The sequence below is a fragment of the Shewanella sp. 10N.286.52.B9 genome, assembly GCF_002873635.1.
Taxonomy (GTDB): Bacteria; Pseudomonadota; Gammaproteobacteria; order Enterobacterales; family Shewanellaceae; genus Shewanella.
The window spans coordinates 1-18,146 of sequence record NZ_MCTY01000185.1 but is presented as its reverse complement, the minus strand read 5'-3'; the positions used below and the strand labels follow the sequence as shown (position 1 = coordinate 18,146).

The window sequence follows — 18,146 nt, the reverse complement described above, 5'->3', positions numbered from 1 at the left end:
ACTCAGCTTCTAACTCAGCTTCTGGCCCAGCTTATGACTTAACTTCTGACTCAGACAAAGCGCAGTTTATTTCACTCGTTACTTATTTCACTCGCTGTTTAGACGACGAGTGATGACTGCTTGAGCGACTACCACCACGGTTGTTGTGGGATGCATTACTCGCTCTTTGCTGCGGCTTGATGCTGTGGTTTTGGGCGCTACGGTTGTTATTCACTCGCGCTGTTTGGTTATAGTGCTTGCTACTTTGCTGTTTATTAACAGTCGGTCTGCTGGTCGCTTGTCTATTAGTAACCTGCCTGTTTGTCGCTTGTCTGCTGCTCGGTTGCTTGGTCGCTTTTTGGCTTTGATTAGCCTTATTTGAACGGTTTGGCTGTGATTTATTTGCCGTTCTCAGCGCTTTATCCTGCTGGCCATTATGCATTTTATTCGTATTACTTGGTCTAGTGCTCGGTCTAGTACTGGGCTTAGTGCTCGGTCTAGTATTTGGCTTAGTACTGGGTCTTGAGCTATAGCTCGGCTTAGCATTATGATTATTTTTTAATGCTTTATTAACACGTTGCTGCTTTGCTATATGGCTTGGCTTAGAGTTATGCAGCTGTGCAGGCTTACCTTTATGACCAGGTTTTTGAGAATGAGCCACCTTGTGGCTTTTATTGTAACGGGCACGATCATACTTATGGCTTACTCTCGGCGCTTTATATGCAACCCCGCGGCGATGAGCAGGTTTGTGCTTCCAGCGGTGTGAGCCTTGGCTATAGGCAATCTTATGGGGCTTACGATAGTAACGAGTCTTATGATGATTAATCACCACCACGCGTCTACTTGACCAATGCACCGCGCCAAAGAAGTAGTTAAAGTTAATGTAAACACTTGGCCCCCAATAAATCGGGCGGTTCGGGCGGTAATGCACATAAGATGGATAACGCCAATATACTGGTGGGTATGCATTCCAGCGCCAGCTACCGTAAACAATTCTTGGGTCGTAATAGGGAACATAAACCACTTCCGTACGGGCAGGCTCAATAATGATCTGCTTTTCTTCACGGGTGATGGTCATGTTTTCCATATCATCAAAACTATTGGCTTCATCGGCTTGATGGCGCAATGTTTGAATGCTGGCTAATACCGTTTCTTCATCTTGCAGAAATGCTTCACCTAACTCCTGAGTCCAATCAAGATCTTCATTAAGCTTTTCAAGCACAGTGGGAAAGGCCACCAATGCCATGACGCTAGGGTCCCAATCCTGTTGCTCGGCTTGCTGCATTTTTTGTTCGCTATCAAGCTGACTATTTTCTTGCTGCCAGCGATGGGCTTGTACTACCTCTAGAGGGTAGGTAGACGCAATCAGAATATGGGTTAACAAACTATCTGGATATAAGGCAATAGGAGCAAGCATTTGTGCCAGCTGCGCTTCAGACAGCTGCTGTTCAGTATCTTGACTGTAGGCTTGATCGCTCGCCAGTGTTTGTGCGCCGTTGTCTGTGGCCGCTAATACCGCAGGAGAAAGCATAATGCACACGGCAACTAGGCTTGTTCTGATGCGATTAAAAGTCGTATTCATTAATATCATATCGTCTCCAACTCCTTTTTGATAAAGGCAGTTTTTGAATGTTAGATATAGGATAACGAAGTGAAAATGAACACAAGATGAAAGCAGGGAATTTATTTTGAGTGAATTAAGCGGCTAATGGTAAAAGCTAGTCATTAAATGTGATGGTGAATTTAGCGCCGCCATAAGTGTCAGATGCACCGACGCTTAATTGCCCCTGATAACTTTCGACAATATCACGCACTATGGCTAAGCCAATACCGTGACCTTGTTGGTAGGTATCGGCTCTGATGCCACGTTCAAAAATCCCTTGCTGCTGCTCAGGGCTTAGGCCTTTGCCGTCATCTTCAATGATAAAGTGTAATTGGTTATCGGTTTGAACTACGCTAAGGCAAACTTGGGCCTTAGCGGCTTTACAGGCGTTGTCTAACAGGTTGCCAAGCATTTCACTTAAGTCAGCTTCTTCACCTTTAAATAGTATGTTGGCTTGGGCTTGGTAATCGATATCAAGGTGTTGCTGTTGGTATATTTTACTTAAGGTTCTGATTAACTTGCTGGCGACATCATCCACTTTAACCCCTAAATGCCAAGGCTTATTACCGCTAGTTTTGGCTTTATTGAGCTGATAGCTAATGATGTTATTGATATTGCTGGCTTGCTCTTTGGAGTCGGCACTTAAGTCTTTTTGGCTTTGCAGCACAGCTAAGGGGGTTTTTAAACTATGGGCTAGATCGGCTAAGGCATTTTTATAACGCTGCCTTTGCTGTTGCTCGGTTTTTAATAGCACATTGAGCTGTTTTGCCACCGCGTTGAGCTCTATAGGGTAGTTTTGCTCAATGCGAGTTTGCTCACCTTGCTCGACTAACGTGAGCTCTTGAGTAAAACGGTTTAACGGTTTTAATGTCCACAGCAACCATATGGCCTGTATCAAGGCTAGTACCACCATTAACACTGCTAACCATGTCCATAGAGTGTTGCTAAACTCACTAATTTGCCTTTGAAAATCTGCGTCATCTTTAATGATATGAACCGTTATTTGCATCGGTTTGTCATCTGTTTCAAAAGAAACAGTGAAGCTATATACCACATGATTATTGGGTTCATTACTAATGTCATCATCAAAGATGATTTGAGTAAGCTTGCCTTCGCCCATGGCCGGTATTGGTAATTGAGGCAGGGTTAAGCCTAAAAAAGATTCTGATGACCATACTTCATTAACGCCAGAGGGAGAATTTGAAGTGATAAGTGCATACAAACCCGAGCCGACAATATTAAATTGATTTTCCAATAAGTAATTGGGCATCACCACCTTATTGTCTTTGACTTCAGCCACTGCCAGCACCGAATACACATAGGCTTTTAACTGGTTATTAATCGATTGGGCGATTTGATGTTTAAAGGCATTATTAACCGCCGCGCCAATGAGAGGCAGTAACACCACAATTAACACTAAGCCACTGAGCATCAACCTTACTTTTAAGGAGTTAAAGAGTGCGAGTCGAGGCAAAGTTAATGGCTTTTTCATCAGAAGATTATTTACTTAGCTGGCGTAGGCGATAACCTTGGCCACGCAAAGTTTCAATTAATTTATATTGGTTATCAGGGTCGAGCTTTTTACGTAAGCGGCGGATAAACACTTCAATGACGTTGGAGTCCAAGTCAAAATCCTGATCGTAAATATGTTCAATTAAGGTGGGTTTAGAAATCACTTCACCCTGATGCATCATAAAATATTCAAACAGTTTGAATTCGGAGCTACTTAAAATAACCGACTGCTGTAAATGCGTTAACGCTAAGGTGCGGGTATTAAGACTAAAAGGGCCATTACTGATCACCGGACTTGCTTGCCCAGCTGAGCGGCGGATTAATGCATTGAGACGGGCGACTAACTCTTCAGGCTGAAATGGTTTAGTGAGGTAATCATCTGCGCCAGAATCTAGCCCTAGCACCTTGTCTTGCCAGCCATCTCTAGCGGTTAAAATCAAAATCGGATAATCGATTTGTTTTTCACGCAGCTGGGTAATTAAGCTCAGGCCATCTATTTTAGGTAACCCCACATCGATGATAGCGGCATCATATTGATACTCAGAGGCTTGAAACAATCCGTCTTCGCCATCAGATGAAATATCAACGCTGTAATTTGCCCCTTGAAGGTGCTCAGTGAGATTGTGTTGTAAGCCTAAATCATCTTCAACTAATAATATTCTCATGCCTAGCCTCTTGAATTTAGTTGCTAAAAATTAAGCTTTGGCAACGATGGCGGTTAAAGATTAGTTTCTTGAAACTGAACCTGAACGTGCATTGACGGTGGCGTAAAACACCATGCCTTTATTTGACAGTAGTTTAACCCGATAGCCAGGAGAGCCGTTCACTGAGGTTGATTGCACCGACAGCACTTTAGCCGAGTATTGCCTTTTAGCCAGTTGCGCTGCCTGCTGTGAGCTATTAACGGCTAACTTTTTCGACTGGTTGGTTTTTTTTTGATTGGGCGCATGCTGATTGGGCGATTGATGGGCACGCTGATGGATGCCTTGTTGACTCCAATTGCCTGAAACTGGCGCAGCCTGAACTAATCCGATACTGAGAAAACTCAATATTAAGATAGTCAGGGGAATGCGTAATTTCGTTGTTACTTTGCTCATTTGCCAAGTCCAATTGAATATTTATCTTTGAAATCAGTCATCAGTGTAAAAGATCTGCTGCAATATAGAAATAGCGCTTCGCTATCAAAACTGCCTATCTCACAGCAGTAGTTTTAATCATTATCTAATGGCTTTGATGAATTCTAGCTGAACGTGTTCAGCTTATATTCATTTTCAATGCACTTAAATAGAAAGCAGGTTTCACCAAGCGCATTGAAAACAAGGATTGATTATGATGACTTTATCTATTTCAAAATGGTCGCTGACGGCAGTAGTGCTTTTATCGATGAGCGGATTTGTACACACTGCTGTCGCCTCTGAAGCGGCTGCTTTGTCAAATACGGCGGCTTTATCAACTGAAGCACAGGCAAAAGTGCGAGTGAGCAGTGAAGGGCGACAATTAACTACCTCAGAAAAGCCAAACCAAGTGAAAGTTGACCCGCAGCGCATTAACGCATTGGTAAATAATGCCAAGCTGCTTGAGCCTGCGCTAGCCGTTGAGCGTTCAGTGCGCATCAAGCAGTTATCGCAGTTATCGCAGCCATCGCAGTTATCTAAACAAACCACATCACAAGCAGCGCCTAAAAATACCTTAACCAATAATGCCATAACCAATACTGCCTCTATGATGTATGTGCAGCCGGGGCTTAGGGATTTTACGATTTATCAGGCCTACAGTCATTTATATGATGATTTTGATGAAGATGGTTTTTATCAAACTTTTACCGTGACCTTTGATGCTGATGTTTACGGCTTTAGTGTCGGCGAGCCTGCTAATGTTTATGCTGAATTGTATTTAAGCCGAAATGGCGGCCCGTGGCAGCATTATTACTCCACCGATATTTTTACCATTTATGGCGAAGCTGAAGATGACAGTTATGAGGTGCTAACCACCTTAGCCCAAGGGTATAAAACCGATTACTATGACGTACTGATTGATTTATATGAGGTGGGTTATGAGGATATTGTTGCCACCATCAGTAGTGAAGAGGCTGATAGCTTATATGCCTTGCCGTTAGAAAGTAGCGATAGAGATACGGTTTATATTGAAGAAGAAATCATTGAAACTGAAGTGATAGTCAGTGGCGGTAGTACCTCAGGTGTCATGTTAATCTTAGCTGTAGGCTTGCTAATAATGAGACGAAAAAGTATGACGTCATGAGCTTATTAACTCACCACCGTGACTCTTATTAATTAACAGCGTCGCGGTGGTTATTCATTTCTACTTCACTGTTACTTCACTATTTATTTAACTAGGGACTCAATCTCACCATGATGTAGCTGAGTAACCAGTAAGTCACCTGAGCTTACTTGGTTCGCCTGTTCAACTACCTTGCCATCACTGTCTTTAGTAATACTGTAACCACGGCTTAAGGTGGCTAACGGGCTTACGGTTTCCAGCTTATGAGCGCTGTAACTGAGTTGCTTACTGGCGTTATCAACTCGGCTTTTCATCGCTTCATTTAAGCGATTACTTAGATAAGTCATTTTGTTTTGCTCAAGGGTGAGTTTGTGCACTGGCGATTGCTGCTGCAAACGGCTTTTTAATTGTTGTTGCCTCATTTGGGCGCGGGCCAGTTTGTGCTGCAACGCAGACTCAAGCTTTAACTGCATTTCATCAAAACGTTGTTCAAGCTGTTGTAGTTGCCTTTTAGGATCTTGTCTTTGCAGCTGGTGGCTTAATTCAGCAAGTTGGGTGCTTTGATGCAATATGTAATGACGATAGGCTTGCCTTAAACGCGCGAAAGTCGCAGTCAATTTTTGGCTTTTATTGCCTTTATCATCAGATAACAACTCAGCCCCTGCCGATGGCGTCGGCGCTCTTACATCAGCAACATAGTCACTGATGGTGGTATCAATTTCATGGCCCACAGCGCTCACTACGGGCAATGCACTGTTATAAATCGCGTGGGCTAAGTCTTCATCGTTAAAGCACCATAGATCTTCCAGTGAACCGCCACCACGGGTGAGTAGCAGCACATCAACCTCAAGACGTTTGTTGGCGGTAGTGATGGCATCGATAATTAATTTACTGGCAGTAGCACCTTGTACTTGAGTGGGGTAAACCACCACTTCAATGGACGGATCGCGCCGCGATAACACATGCACTACATCGCGAATGGCTGCACCAGTAGCTGAGGTAATCACACCTATTCGTTGGATATTTTGTGGAATAGGGCGCTTAGTTTCTGTTGCAAATAAGCCTTCTGCGGCTAATTTTAGCTTAAGCGCCTCATATTGCTGTGCTAGCAATCCATCACCCGCAGGCAACATCGACTCTAATAGTAATTGATAATCGCCGCGGGGCTCGTAAACACTGATGGCGCCTTTAACTAAAACCTGTTGTCCATTAACCGGTCTAAAGGCGACTGATTGATTACGACCTTTAAACATCGCACAACGAATTTGTGAGCGACTGTCCTTTAAAGTCATATACCAATGACCTGAATTTGGGGAAACAAAGTTCGAGATTTCGGCCTCTAGCCAGACCTTACCAAGCTCTCCTTCAAGCAGCTGGCGGACTTCACCGTTTAATCGCGAAACGGAGTAAACATTATTTTTTGAGCTTTTCATCAATTTAGGCCACCCAATCGGAACTTTTGACTATTTTCCATTTACCAACCCCAATATGCAAGGTATAATCCCGCCGCAATATTTACCCCTTCTAAACCCTACAATTTCTGGGAGATGTTGCATGTTAAGATTAAGAAATGACGCACTAACATTTGATGATGTACTACTGGTGCCTGCTCACTCAACCGTCCTCCCGAATACCGCTATTCTCAAAACACGTCTAACTAGAAAAATAGAATTAAACACCCCAATTGTCTCTGCAGCTATGGATACCGTAACTGAAGCTCGCTTAGCGATCGCAATGGCACAAGAAGGTGGTTTAGGTTTTATTCATAAAAATATGACCATTGAGCAGCAAGCTGAAGAAGTTCGTAAAGTTAAAATTTACGAAGCGGGTATTGTTCAGCAACCTGTTACAGTTAATCCATCAACAACCTTAGCTGACGTTAAGCAATTAACTGAGCGCAATGGTTTTGCTGGTTACCCAGTGGTTAATGACGCAAGTGAACTTGTGGGTATTATCACTGGCCGTGATGTGCGCTTTGTCACTGACTGGACCATGACTGTTGAACAAGTTATGACCCCAAAAGATCGTCTTGTGACGGTTCAAGAAGGCACTAAATTAGATGAAGTACAAACATTAATGCATTCTCACCGCGTTGAGAAAGTGCTAGTGGTTGACGCTAACTTCAAGCTTAAAGGCCTTATCACAGTTAAAGATTTCCAAAAAGCTGAACGTAAACCAAATGCATGTAAAGACGAGTTAGGTCGTTTACGTGTAGGTGCAGCCGTTGGCGCTGGTGCTGGTAACGAAGAGCGTATTGCTGCATTGGTTAAAGCCGGTGTTGACGTATTATTGATTGACTCATCTCATGGTCACTCAGAAGGCGTATTGCAACGTATTCGTGATACTCGCGCATCATTCCCTGACTTACAAATTGTTGGCGGTAACGTTGCAACAGCTGAAGGCGCATTAGCCCTAGTTGAAGCTGGCGTTGATGCGGTTAAAGTGGGTATTGGCCCAGGGTCAATCTGTACTACGCGTATCGTAACCGGTGTTGGCGTGCCGCAAATTACTGCAGTATCTGACGCAGCAGCGGCAGTTAAGCATCTTGATATTCCGGTTATTGCCGATGGCGGTATTCGTTTTTCAGGTGATTTAGCTAAAGCATTGGCAGCGGGTGCATCTTGCATCATGGCAGGTTCAATGTTTGCTGGTACTGATGAAGCGCCGGGCGAAACTGAGCTATACAATGGTCGTGCTTATAAGTCATACCGCGGTATGGGCTCTTTAGGTGCGATGACTCAAACTCAAGGTTCATCAGATCGCTATTTCCAAAGTGACAATGCTGCTGACAAATTAGTACCAGAAGGTATTGAAGGCCGCGTTGCTTACAAAGGTAAATTAAAAGAGATTATTCACCAGCACATGGGCGGCTTACGTTCATGTATGGGTCTTACTGGTTGTGCCACCATTAAAGAATTAAATGAAAAAGCTGAGTTCGTTAAAATTACTTCAGCAGGCATGGGCGAGTCTCATGTGCACGATGTCACCATCAGTAAAGAAGCGCCGAACTATCGTAGCGGCACTTAATAATTAATAAGGCGCTCATTTATTTGAGCGCCTTTTTTCAATTTCATTATGTATTTGAAATTATGCATTTGAGATTGAAGCAAACCTACTAGATCAAACCAGATATAAGGTAACCCATGAGCAACATTCATGAGCATAAAATCCTGATCCTAGATTTTGGATCGCAATACACGCAGTTAATCGCCCGCCGTATTCGTGAAATCGGTGTTTATTGTGAGCTTTGGGCTTGGGATGTATCTGAAGAGCAAATTAAAGGTTTTGCTCCTAACGGCATCATTTTAGCTGGTGGCCCTGAAAGCGTTACCGCTGCTAACTCACCAAGAGCACCAGAATATGTGTTCAATGCTGGCGTACCTGTTTTAGGTATTTGTTACGGCATGCAAACCATGTCTGAGCAGCTTGGCGGCAAAGTGATCCAAGGCGTTGGCGAAGGCGAGTTCGGTTACGCGCAGGTTGAACTGCAAACGGAATCAGCCTTATTCAAAAGCATTGAAGATGCCATCAGTGAAACAGGCAAGCCATTACTGGATGTATGGATGAGCCACGGCGATAAAGTATCTGAAATCCCAGAAGGTTTTGTTACTGTCGCTAAAACTGACACTTGCCCATACGCTGCAATGGCCAATGAAGATAAGCATTTCTACGGGGTGCAATTTCACCCAGAAGTGACCCACACTCGTCAAGGTAAGCGCATGCTTGAGCACTTCGCGCTAGAGATCTGTGGCTGTCCTGCTAACTGGAAACCATCATCAATTATTGAAGATGCTATTGAAAAACTGAAAAAACAAATCGGTAACGATGAAGTAATTTTAGGTTTGTCAGGTGGTGTAGATTCATCGGTTGTGGCCATGCTATTGCACCGCGCAATAGGCGACAAACTGACCTGTGTATTTGTTGATAACGGTCTGCTACGTTTAAACGAAGCCAACCAAGTCATGGAAATGTTTGGCGATCACTTCGGACTGAATATTGTTCACGTTAATGCTGAGCACCGTTTCTTAGAGCAAATGGCTGGCGAAGCAGAGCCAGAAGCTAAACGTAAAATCATTGGCCGCGTTTTCGTTGAGATTTTCGATGAAGAGTCAAAGAAATGCGTTAATGCAAAATGGTTAGCACAAGGCACGATTTACCCTGATGTAATTGAATCTGCAGGCAGCGCCACAGGCAAAGCCCATGTGATTAAGTCGCACCATAACGTTGGCGGTTTGCCAGATGATATGGAAATGGGACTAGTTGAGCCATTACGTGAGTTATTTAAAGATGAAGTGCGTAAAATTGGTTTAGAGCTTGGTCTGCCATACGACATGCTTTACCGTCATCCGTTCCCAGGACCGGGTCTGGGTGTGCGCGTTTTAGGTGAGGTGAAAAAAGAGTACTGTGACTTACTGCGTTTAGCGGATGCTATCTTCATTGAAGAGCTGCACAAAGCTGACCTTTACAACAAAGTCAGCCAAGCATTTACCGTATTCCTACCTGTTCGTTCTGTCGGCGTTATGGGCGATGGTCGTAAATATGATTGGGTAGTATCGCTGCGCGCAGTTGAAACTATCGACTTTATGACAGCCCACTGGGCACATTTACCTTATGACTTCTTAGGTCGTGTATCTAACCGCATTATTAATGAAATCGATGGTATTTCACGTGTGGTTTACGATATTTCAGGTAAGCCACCGGCAACCATTGAATGGGAATAACCCATTTAGATATTGCTGAATAAACTAAAAGGCGCTTCGGCGTCTTTTTTGTTTTAAACTATCTAATTCAATCTAACTGTTTTACAGCTATTTTTTACAACTAAAGCGTTATGAATTATCGAGCCCCCATGCCAACATCTACTGACATTGCAGATCCTATCATTGATGCCGATCTTGAAACCAAGCCTGAAACTGAGCCAGTGAATAAACTGGTTAATAAGCAGATCAATCAACTCGGTCAATTAGTTGAAACCGAGCTGACCGCTGAACAAACAGCTATTGATGAAAAGTGGATGCGAGTAGCAATGGCGCAAGCCAGGTTAGCAGAAGCCAAAGGAGAGGTGCCCGTGGGCGCAGTCTTGGTTAAAGATGATGAGTTGCTTGCTAGTGGCTTTAATTTAAGTATTTGCGAGCATAACCCCACAGCCCATGCTGAAATTGAATGTATTCGCGCCGCAGGGCAGGTGCTTGAAAACTACCGCATGTTAGACACTAGCTTGTATGTCACCCTAGAGCCTTGTTCCATGTGCGCTGGCGCTATGGTGCATAGCCGAATAAAACGAGTGGTATTTGGCGCAGATGATTTAAAAACCGGCGCCGCTGGCAGTGTGGTTAATTTAGTTCAACATGCTGATTTTAATCATCAGCTGGAGGTGACGTCTGGGGTATTAGCGAGCGAGTGTGCTGGGCAATTAAGTGCTTTTTTTAAACGTCGCAGAGAAGAAAAAAAAGCACTTAAAAAGTTACTGAAACAGCAATCAGAGTTGTTGCTGCAAAAAGGCGAAAAATAATTTCTGGCGGTTAAGCATTTTACGTTGTTTAAGCTTGATAGCATTACGGCGACGAGCGCTGTTATTAGTGTTTCTTCTCATGTTAAGCCTTACTACATTGGTGAGGTTTTATATTAGTTAAAGCGAGCATAAATCACTTTCGAAAACAAACCATCGCTGCCCGGTTTGCTGTAAATCTAAAACTGGGTTAGCTCACAATCCCCATTTGCTAATTCGTATCCCTTACTTGCATTCACTAGCATAAAGGTGATGGTTAAAAAGTTACCCTAGACAGTGTAAAGCCAGTAAGTGACGGTTTTATTGCGCCGCTGATTTTACAATATCTTCTGGATTTTTATCATCATTGGCTGAAGTCTTAGCTGGGCCAGTGGTGTCATTTTCAGCTTGTTGCTGCATAAGTTCAAGCTGTTTATTTTGACTATCGACCCACACTAAGGTGTCGTAATATCGGCGGATGTTTTCCACATAGTGAACCGCTTCATTACCACGAGCATAACCATAACGAGTATGTTGATAATATTTGCGTTGTTGCAGCAGTGGCAAGACCTCTTTGACATCTCGCCATGCACTGGGATCTTTACCCATCCCTTGGGCTATTTTGCGGGCATCCTCCACATGACCTAAACCCACATTATAGGAGGCAAGGGCAAACCAAATACGCTGACTGTCAGGGATTGATGCTGGTAAACGATCGATCATTTTTTGCAAATAAATTGCGCCACCGCGAATGCTTTGTTCTGCATCGAGGCGGTTATCCACCCCCACAGAGCTTGCCGTTGGCTGGGTGAGCATCATCATGCCGCGAACGCCAGTGGGTGAGCGCGCTTTAGGGTTCCAATGGGACTCTTGATAACCGGCGGCGGCCACTTTACGCCAGTCGAGATCGCCAGCATGTTTTTCAAATAAGGCTTGGTATTCAGGTAGCACATTATCAATAGCGCGAATAAACGCGCGAGTATCAACATAGTCAAAGCGCTTAACATGGCCAAAATACTTTTCATTTAAATGCTCAAGGGTGCCATTCCGTTTTTGCTGATGCCAAAACGACAATAACGAGCCCATTAAGCGGTCGCTGCCATTGGGGCGCAATAACCATACAACGTCAGTTTTATCATCTAGGACGATACTGCCCCGTAACTCAGGTAAATAGCGTTGATTTATTCGTAGACTTTTAGAGTCTGCCACCGTATAAAGCAACTCGCCTTTCGCCACCAAAGAAAACAATTCTTCGTTGTCTTTGTCATACACTTGCTGCCATTTAAGGTTTGGGTGTGATTGCTGCAAGCTGGTTAATGTATCTACCGCCGCAGACTCAGAGATGACATAAATATCACCGCTCAGATTATCAAGATTTCTTGGCTTTTGAGTGCCGGTTTTATAAATCAATACTTGATTGACCTCATATAAAGCTGGCCCCAGTAAAAATTGTTCACGACGGTTTTGGGTAGTGGTAATTGCGGCGGCAACAATATCGATTTCATCATTTCGCAGAGCGGCGAATAACTGCTGCCTGTGGGTGTAAGGCACCATTTCTAATGGCACATCAAGATACGCTGCAAACTTTGCCGCCATTTCATAATCAAAACCACTCTCGCCAAGATCTGAGTTGAGGTAGGTTTGCGAGCCGTAAAGCGTCCCTACCTTTAAGACGGTACGTTTGGGGGAGGTTTCAACAAATTCAGTGACTTCAAACCTAGGTGGCTCACAGGCCACCAGTAAAAAGCTGAATGAAATAATCGTTAAAAGTTTGGTCATATCCATCTGTAAGCTATTGGTATTAGGCACTGTGCACTATTCAATGTTGAGCCTGAAAATATAATACCGTTTTAAAAAATGTCAGCGCTTTAGATATTTTAGCAGTAGTTTGCTATTTCACCTAGAAACCGGCTCAAGCTGAGTAAAATATACGTTTGAATTGATTAAAGAAAACCAAATGACAATTGGCTTTTAATCGCGAATTAACGCTTAAATTTTAAGCGCTTTTATGTGTTATTTAAATTGATTGTTTTCGTTAACGGGAAACACTGTTCTCACGCGCCTTGGTGGGTGATTTATAGGGTGTGATTCCCTATAATAGCGCCAATTCTTACCCTGCCATTATAATTAATAAGGTGAATTGACGTGATTGAGATCATTCGCGGAGCCCCAGCACTTTCAGCTTTTAGAGTTCAAAAGCTTATGGAGGCCTGTGAAACAGCAGCGCTTCCTGTTGAGCAAATCTATGCTGAGTATGTCCATTTAGCCGATTTAAGTGACAAGCTTGATGATAAAGAATATCAGCAACTTGAAACCATTCTAACCTACGGACCTGCAATTGAATCTCATACTCCAGAAGGATCATTGATATTTGTAACACCTCGCCCTGGAACGATTTCTCCTTGGTCATCTAAAGCAACTGACATCGCCCAAAATTGTGGTTTAGGCAAAGTAAAACGCCTAGAACGCGGTATTGCCTACTATGTTGCAGGAGCATCATTAACAGCGCAGCAGTTAGAGCAAGTGAAAGGCTTAATCCACGACCGTATGGTTGAAGTGATTTTACCTGAGTTTGCCGCAGCATCAGTATTGTTTGAACGCACTGAGCCATTGCCCTTCAAAAGCATCAATATTTTAGCTGAAGGTCGCCGCGCCCTTGAAGTGGCAAACGTGCAATTAGGCCTAGCGCTAGCAGAAGATGAAATCGACTACTTAGTTGATAACTTTGTGCGCTTAAACCGTAATCCTAACGACATCGAGCTAATGATGTTTGCTCAAGCAAACTCAGAGCATTGTCGTCACAAGATTTTCAATGCAGACTGGACTATCGATGGTGAAGTTCAGCCTAAATCATTATTCAAAATGATTAAAAACACCTTCGAAGTCACCCCAGACAACGTGTTATCAGCTTATAAAGATAATGCCGCTGTCATGACAGGCTCTGTTGCCGGTCGATTCTTCCCTGATCAAGATGGCGTTTATAACTATCACACCGAGCCAATGCACGTGTTGATGAAGGTTGAAACCCACAATCACCCAACAGCAATTAGCCCCTATCCGGGCGCTGCCACAGGATCAGGCGGTGAGATCCGTGATGAAGGCGCAACCGGTCGCGGTTCAAAACCTAAAGCAGGTTTAACAGGCTTTAGCGTATCAAACCTTAAAATCCCAGGCTTTGTGCAGCCATGGGAAGGCGACTACGGCAAACCTAGCCGTATTGTAACGCCACTTGAAATCATGACTGAAGGCCCATTAGGCGGCGCAGCATTTAATAACGAATTTGGTCGTCCAGCCCTTGTGGGTTACTTCCGTACTTACGAGCAAGAAGTTGCCAGCCATAACGGTGTTGAAGTACGCGGTTACCACAAGCCAATCATGCTTGCTGGTGGTTTAGGTAATATTCGTGAAGATCATGTTCAAAAAGGCGAAATTACCGTTGGGGCTAAGCTGATTGTACTTGGCGGCCCTGCAATGAACATTGGTTTAGGCGGCGGCGCTGCGTCATCAATGGCCTCTGGTCAATCAAGTGAAGACTTAGATTTTGCTTCTGTACAACGTGAAAACCCAGAAATGGAACGTCGTTGTCAGGAAGTGATCGACCGTTGCTGGCAGATGGGTGACGATAACCCAATTCAATTTATTCACGATGTGGGCGCGGGCGGTTTATCAAATGCCTTCCCTGAGCTGGTGAATGATGCCGACAGAGGCGCATTGTTTAATTTACGTAACGTACCATCTGATGAGCCGGGCATGAGCCCACTTGAGATCTGGTGTAACGAATCTCAAGAACGTTATGTTCTGTCTGTGGCACCTGAGAATTTAGAAACCTTCAAGAAAATTTGTGAGCGTGAACGTGCGCCGTTTTCTGTGGTAGGTGATGCAACTGAAGAGCAGCACCTCACCCTTGAAGATAGCCACTTTGACAACAAGCCAATTGATTTACCCCTTGAGGTTTTATTAGGTAAAGCACCTAAAATGAGCCGCGATGTGGTCACTGCCAATGCTGAGTTTTCAGCGCTCGAAACCGCTAATATTGACCTTAAAGAAGCGGTATCGCGCATCTTGCATTTACCAACTGTGGCCGATAAGTCTTTCCTTATCACCATTGGTGACCGCTCGGTAACAGGTTTAGTTAACCGTGACCAAATGGTTGGACCTTGGCAGGTTCCTGTTGCTGATTGTGCCGTAACTGCAGCAAGTTATGACAGCTACGCCGGTGAAGCCATGTCTATTGGTGAACGTACTCCATTAGCATTACTTGATTTTGGCGCTTCAGCTCGTATGGCCGTCGCCGAGTCAATCTTAAACATTGCGGGTACTGATATTGGTTCATTCAAGCATATTAAATTATCAGCTAACTGGATGTCGGCAGCAGGTCACCCAGGTGAAGATGCCGGTCTTTATGAAGCAGTAAAAGCAGTGGGTGAAGAGCTTTGTCCTGAACTTGAGTTAACTATCCCAGTGGGTAAAGACTCAATGTCGATGAAAACTGCGTGGAACGAAGCCGGTGAAGATAAAGCTGTTACTTCACCAATGTCACTGGTTATCACTGCATTCGGTGTGGTCAAAGACATTCGCAACACTGTGACTCCAGAGCTTCGCACTGATAAAGGCGATACAGAACTGTTACTGATTGATTTGGCTAATGGTCAAAACCGTTTAGGCGGTTCTTGTTTAGCGCAAGTTTACAGCCAGTTAGGTGATGTGGCGCCAGACTTAGATGATGCAGCAAGCTTACGTAGCTTCTTTGAAGTGATTCAGCCATTAGTCGCTGCTCAAAAAGTCATTGCTTATCATGACCGCAGTGACGGCGGTTTATTCACGACACTAGTGGAAATGGCATTTGCGGGTAATACCGGCCTTAATATTGATTTAGCAGCACTTAAAGGCACAGACCTTGAGCGCTTGTTTAATGAAGAGTTAGGCGCGGTTATTCAGGTGTCTAAAGCTGATTCAGCTAACATTCAAGCTCAGTTCGCTGCCGTGGGCGTGTCTTGCCAATATATTGCCAAGCTAACCCAAGATGATCAAATCACTATCGTTGATGGCCAGACGCCAGTATTTAGTGACAGCCGCGTAGCACTGCGCACCATGTGGTCTGAAACCACTTATCGCATGCAGTCACTACGTGACAATCCTGAATGTGCTAAAGAAGAGTTTGAACTTAAGCAGCAAGCCAAAGACCCAGGTCTTACAGTTGATTTACGCTTTAACCCAAGCGAAGACGTTGCCGCGCCATTTATCTTAAAAGGTGTCGCACCTAAGATGGCGATTATCCGTGAGCAAGGGGTTAACTCCCACGTTGAAATGGCAGCAGCCTTTGATCGCGCAGGTTTCGAAAGCCGCGACGTGCATATGTCTGACATCTTATCGGGTCGCATCAACCTAGAAGAATTCCAAGGCCTAGTGGCTTGTGGTGGATTCTCTTACGGTGATGTACTGGGCGCAGGTGAAGGTTGGGCTAAGTCAATCTTATTTAACGACCGTGCTCGCAGTGAGTTCTCACAGTTCTTTGAACGTGATGGCACTTTAGCATTAGGTGTATGTAACGGTTGTCAGATGTTATCTAACCTGAAAGAAATCATTCCAGGAAGTGAGCATTGGCCACACTTTGTCCGTAACCGTTCGGAGCGTTTTGAAGCACGTGCGAGTTTGGTTGAAGTACAAAAGAGCCCATCAATCTTCTTTGAAGGTATGCAAGGTTCACGTATGCCAATCGCAGTATCACACGGTGAAGGCCGCGCTGAGTTTAAGTCAGTTGAAGCCTTAGCCGCCGCTGAAGCGACAGGCACAGTGGCACTGCGTTACGTTGACGGTAATGGCGCTATAGCAACCCAATACCCACAAAACCCCAATGGTTCGCCAAATGCGATTACCGCATTAACTACCACTGATGGCCGAGTGACGATTATGATGCCGCATCCAGAACGAGTATTCAGAACCGTTGCCAACTCATGGCATCCAGATGAATGGGGCGAAGACAGCCCATGGATGCGTATGTTCCGCAATGCACGGGTTAAGTTAGGTTAAGCTTCACTTAACCTAGATTGAGTTAACAGCAAAAAGGCGACCAAATGGTCGCCTTTTTATTGGATGGGACTTGTGTGGAGAGTATTGCTAACTCATTTCTGGATAGAAACGCGTTAGACATTTAACTCTATCTGTGAGTTTCAGATTAAAATTTCGATGAATTAACGCCCACGTTAAGGGGCTGATAATTGTTTGCTTAAATTGTGAAGCGAAGCGAAACCGAGCAAACTGTTAGCAGTCCCGCTTTAAATTCTTGTTATATTTCGTCGTCAACGAACGGTGTACCTACTGTGTCATTGAGAACTGTATGACACTCCACAGAGAACCAACTATTAAAAAGTTTCATATTTCTAGTTTTTGGCCACAGAGATTCATCAGTATACCACCCACTTAATTCGTCAATGAATAGTAAATCTAAGTTTAACTTAATCCATCGTTGTAATGACTCGGGATCATCAGAGTCTTCGTTTGAGATAAGATAAACATTTAAATCTTCGTTAGCTGAATCTAGTGTCAACCCTGGGGAGTTATATGGATCTGCTTTATTAACCCAATCAACTGCGGGTTGTTTATATCTTAATATTAAGGCTGCACGATTGAGCACATGTTCTCCTAGAAATATAACGCCCAGCATGGGCATGAACTAATGAGGTGAAAGTCCTCTGTAGGAAGATCACCGTTACTCTTTCTAAAAGAGAATAACATACTGTTATTAAAAGTTAACTACTAGCGAATGGCAAGGGCTTATCCGTGAGGATTGGTCTGAAGGAAGCCGCTAGCACTTTTTTATCGGCAACAGGCGAGCTGATGAATAAGAACATCATATGAGGCGTAGGCTAAAGGTGAGTTGGCAGGGTCTGCCCCGCGAAGCAAGGGTACAAGACGACGAAATCACGTGATCTAATGGCCACCGTAAATGATGCAGCAGTGCAAAGAAAGTTCATGCTCCTTCTCTACCAATAAAGAGTGGGGAGATCTGCTTAACTCGCGATCGCGAAGTTTTTGTACAAGCTAACCAGTAAGACTTTGGTTTATAAGTGCCTTGGCTTTTCAGCGTCATCGACTGAAAAGAGCGAACCAGATGAAAACCGATAGCGCGTAACGGGGTAACTCGGCATGTGATTAAGCAGAAGACCTAAAATGTTCCCGACATTTTTTGGCATTCACTCCTTCCATGGAGATTTCAGCAGACGGCATACGACTGCATGGATGCAGGAGGTAGAGCAACGCAGGAGCAGTTGCCGAGTAGCCGAACGCCCATCGTAATGGTTGGGACATGGTGAAGGCCTGAACATT

The 18,146-nt window shown here is 44.2% G+C and carries 12 protein-coding genes; 5 read left to right on the top strand and 7 right to left on the bottom strand.

Annotated features, from left to right (window positions below):
- Positions 1 to 82 precede the first annotated feature (82 nt).
- From BCU91_RS13470 to BCU91_RS20190, 4 genes are all read right to left on the bottom strand, one after another.
- Positions 83 to 1,570, bottom strand: a complete 1,488-nt coding sequence (locus tag BCU91_RS13470; protein WP_241904089.1) for a DUF3300 domain-containing protein — start codon at positions 1,568 to 1,570, stop codon at positions 83 to 85.
- 127 nt (positions 1,571 to 1,697) lie between these two features.
- On the bottom strand, positions 1,698 to 3,074 hold the full coding sequence (locus BCU91_RS13465; RefSeq protein ID WP_102531698.1) for an ATP-binding protein: 1,377 nt from the start codon (positions 3,072 to 3,074) through the stop codon (positions 1,698 to 1,700).
- A 7-nt stretch (positions 3,075 to 3,081) separates the two neighbouring features.
- Complete coding sequence (locus tag BCU91_RS13460; protein WP_102477216.1) at positions 3,082 to 3,759, bottom strand: response regulator transcription factor; 678 nt, start codon at positions 3,757 to 3,759, stop codon at positions 3,082 to 3,084.
- Between the two features lie 60 nt (positions 3,760 to 3,819).
- A complete protein-coding gene (locus BCU91_RS20190) occupies positions 3,820 to 4,191 on the bottom strand; it encodes a PepSY domain-containing protein (RefSeq protein ID WP_133126440.1) in 372 nt (123 codons plus the stop codon).
- A gap of 232 nt (positions 4,192 to 4,423) precedes the next feature.
- Between BCU91_RS20190 and BCU91_RS20410 the strand changes: the two genes are divergently transcribed.
- Positions 4,424 to 5,353: a choice-of-anchor H family protein gene (locus BCU91_RS20410; RefSeq protein ID WP_241904088.1), complete on the top strand. Its 930-nt coding sequence runs from the start codon at positions 4,424 to 4,426 to the stop codon at positions 5,351 to 5,353.
- An 83-nt stretch (positions 5,354 to 5,436) separates the two neighbouring features.
- Here the strand turns inward: BCU91_RS20410 and xseA are convergent, their stop codons facing one another.
- A complete protein-coding gene (gene xseA / locus BCU91_RS13445) occupies positions 5,437 to 6,765 on the bottom strand; it encodes an exodeoxyribonuclease VII large subunit (protein WP_102440579.1) in 1,329 nt (442 codons plus the stop codon).
- A gap of 121 nt (positions 6,766 to 6,886) precedes the next feature.
- Here xseA and guaB point away from each other — a divergent pair, with 121 nt between their 5' ends.
- From guaB to tadA, 3 genes are all read left to right on the top strand, one after another.
- On the top strand, positions 6,887 to 8,359 hold the full coding sequence (gene guaB, locus BCU91_RS13440) for an IMP dehydrogenase (RefSeq protein ID WP_102531697.1): 1,473 nt from the start codon (positions 6,887 to 6,889) through the stop codon (positions 8,357 to 8,359).
- Between the two features lie 116 nt (positions 8,360 to 8,475).
- Positions 8,476 to 10,053 (top strand): glutamine-hydrolyzing GMP synthase, encoded by a 1,578-nt coding sequence (gene guaA, locus BCU91_RS13435; protein WP_076542725.1) that lies wholly within the window; start codon positions 8,476 to 8,478, stop codon positions 10,051 to 10,053.
- Positions 10,054 to 10,181: 128 nt separating this feature from the next.
- The gene (tadA, locus tag BCU91_RS13430) at positions 10,182 to 10,844 is read left to right on the top strand and encodes a tRNA adenosine(34) deaminase TadA (protein ID WP_102531712.1); all 663 of its coding nucleotides are present in this window, start codon (positions 10,182 to 10,184) and stop codon (positions 10,842 to 10,844) included.
- A gap of 297 nt (positions 10,845 to 11,141) precedes the next feature.
- Here tadA and mltF read toward each other — a convergent pair whose 3' ends face one another.
- A complete protein-coding gene (gene mltF / locus BCU91_RS13425; RefSeq protein WP_102531711.1) occupies positions 11,142 to 12,599 on the bottom strand; it encodes a membrane-bound lytic murein transglycosylase MltF in 1,458 nt (485 codons plus the stop codon).
- 369 nt (positions 12,600 to 12,968) lie between these two features.
- On the opposite strand from mltF, the gene purL reads away from it, so the two are divergent.
- A complete protein-coding gene (gene purL / locus BCU91_RS13420; protein WP_102531710.1) occupies positions 12,969 to 16,850 on the top strand; it encodes a phosphoribosylformylglycinamidine synthase in 3,882 nt (1,293 codons plus the stop codon).
- 256 nt (positions 16,851 to 17,106) lie between these two features.
- Here purL and BCU91_RS13415 read toward each other — a convergent pair whose 3' ends face one another.
- Complete coding sequence (locus BCU91_RS13415) at positions 17,107 to 17,454, bottom strand: hypothetical protein (RefSeq protein ID WP_102440604.1); 348 nt, start codon at positions 17,452 to 17,454, stop codon at positions 17,107 to 17,109.
- Positions 17,455 to 18,146: the final 692 nt, after the last annotated feature.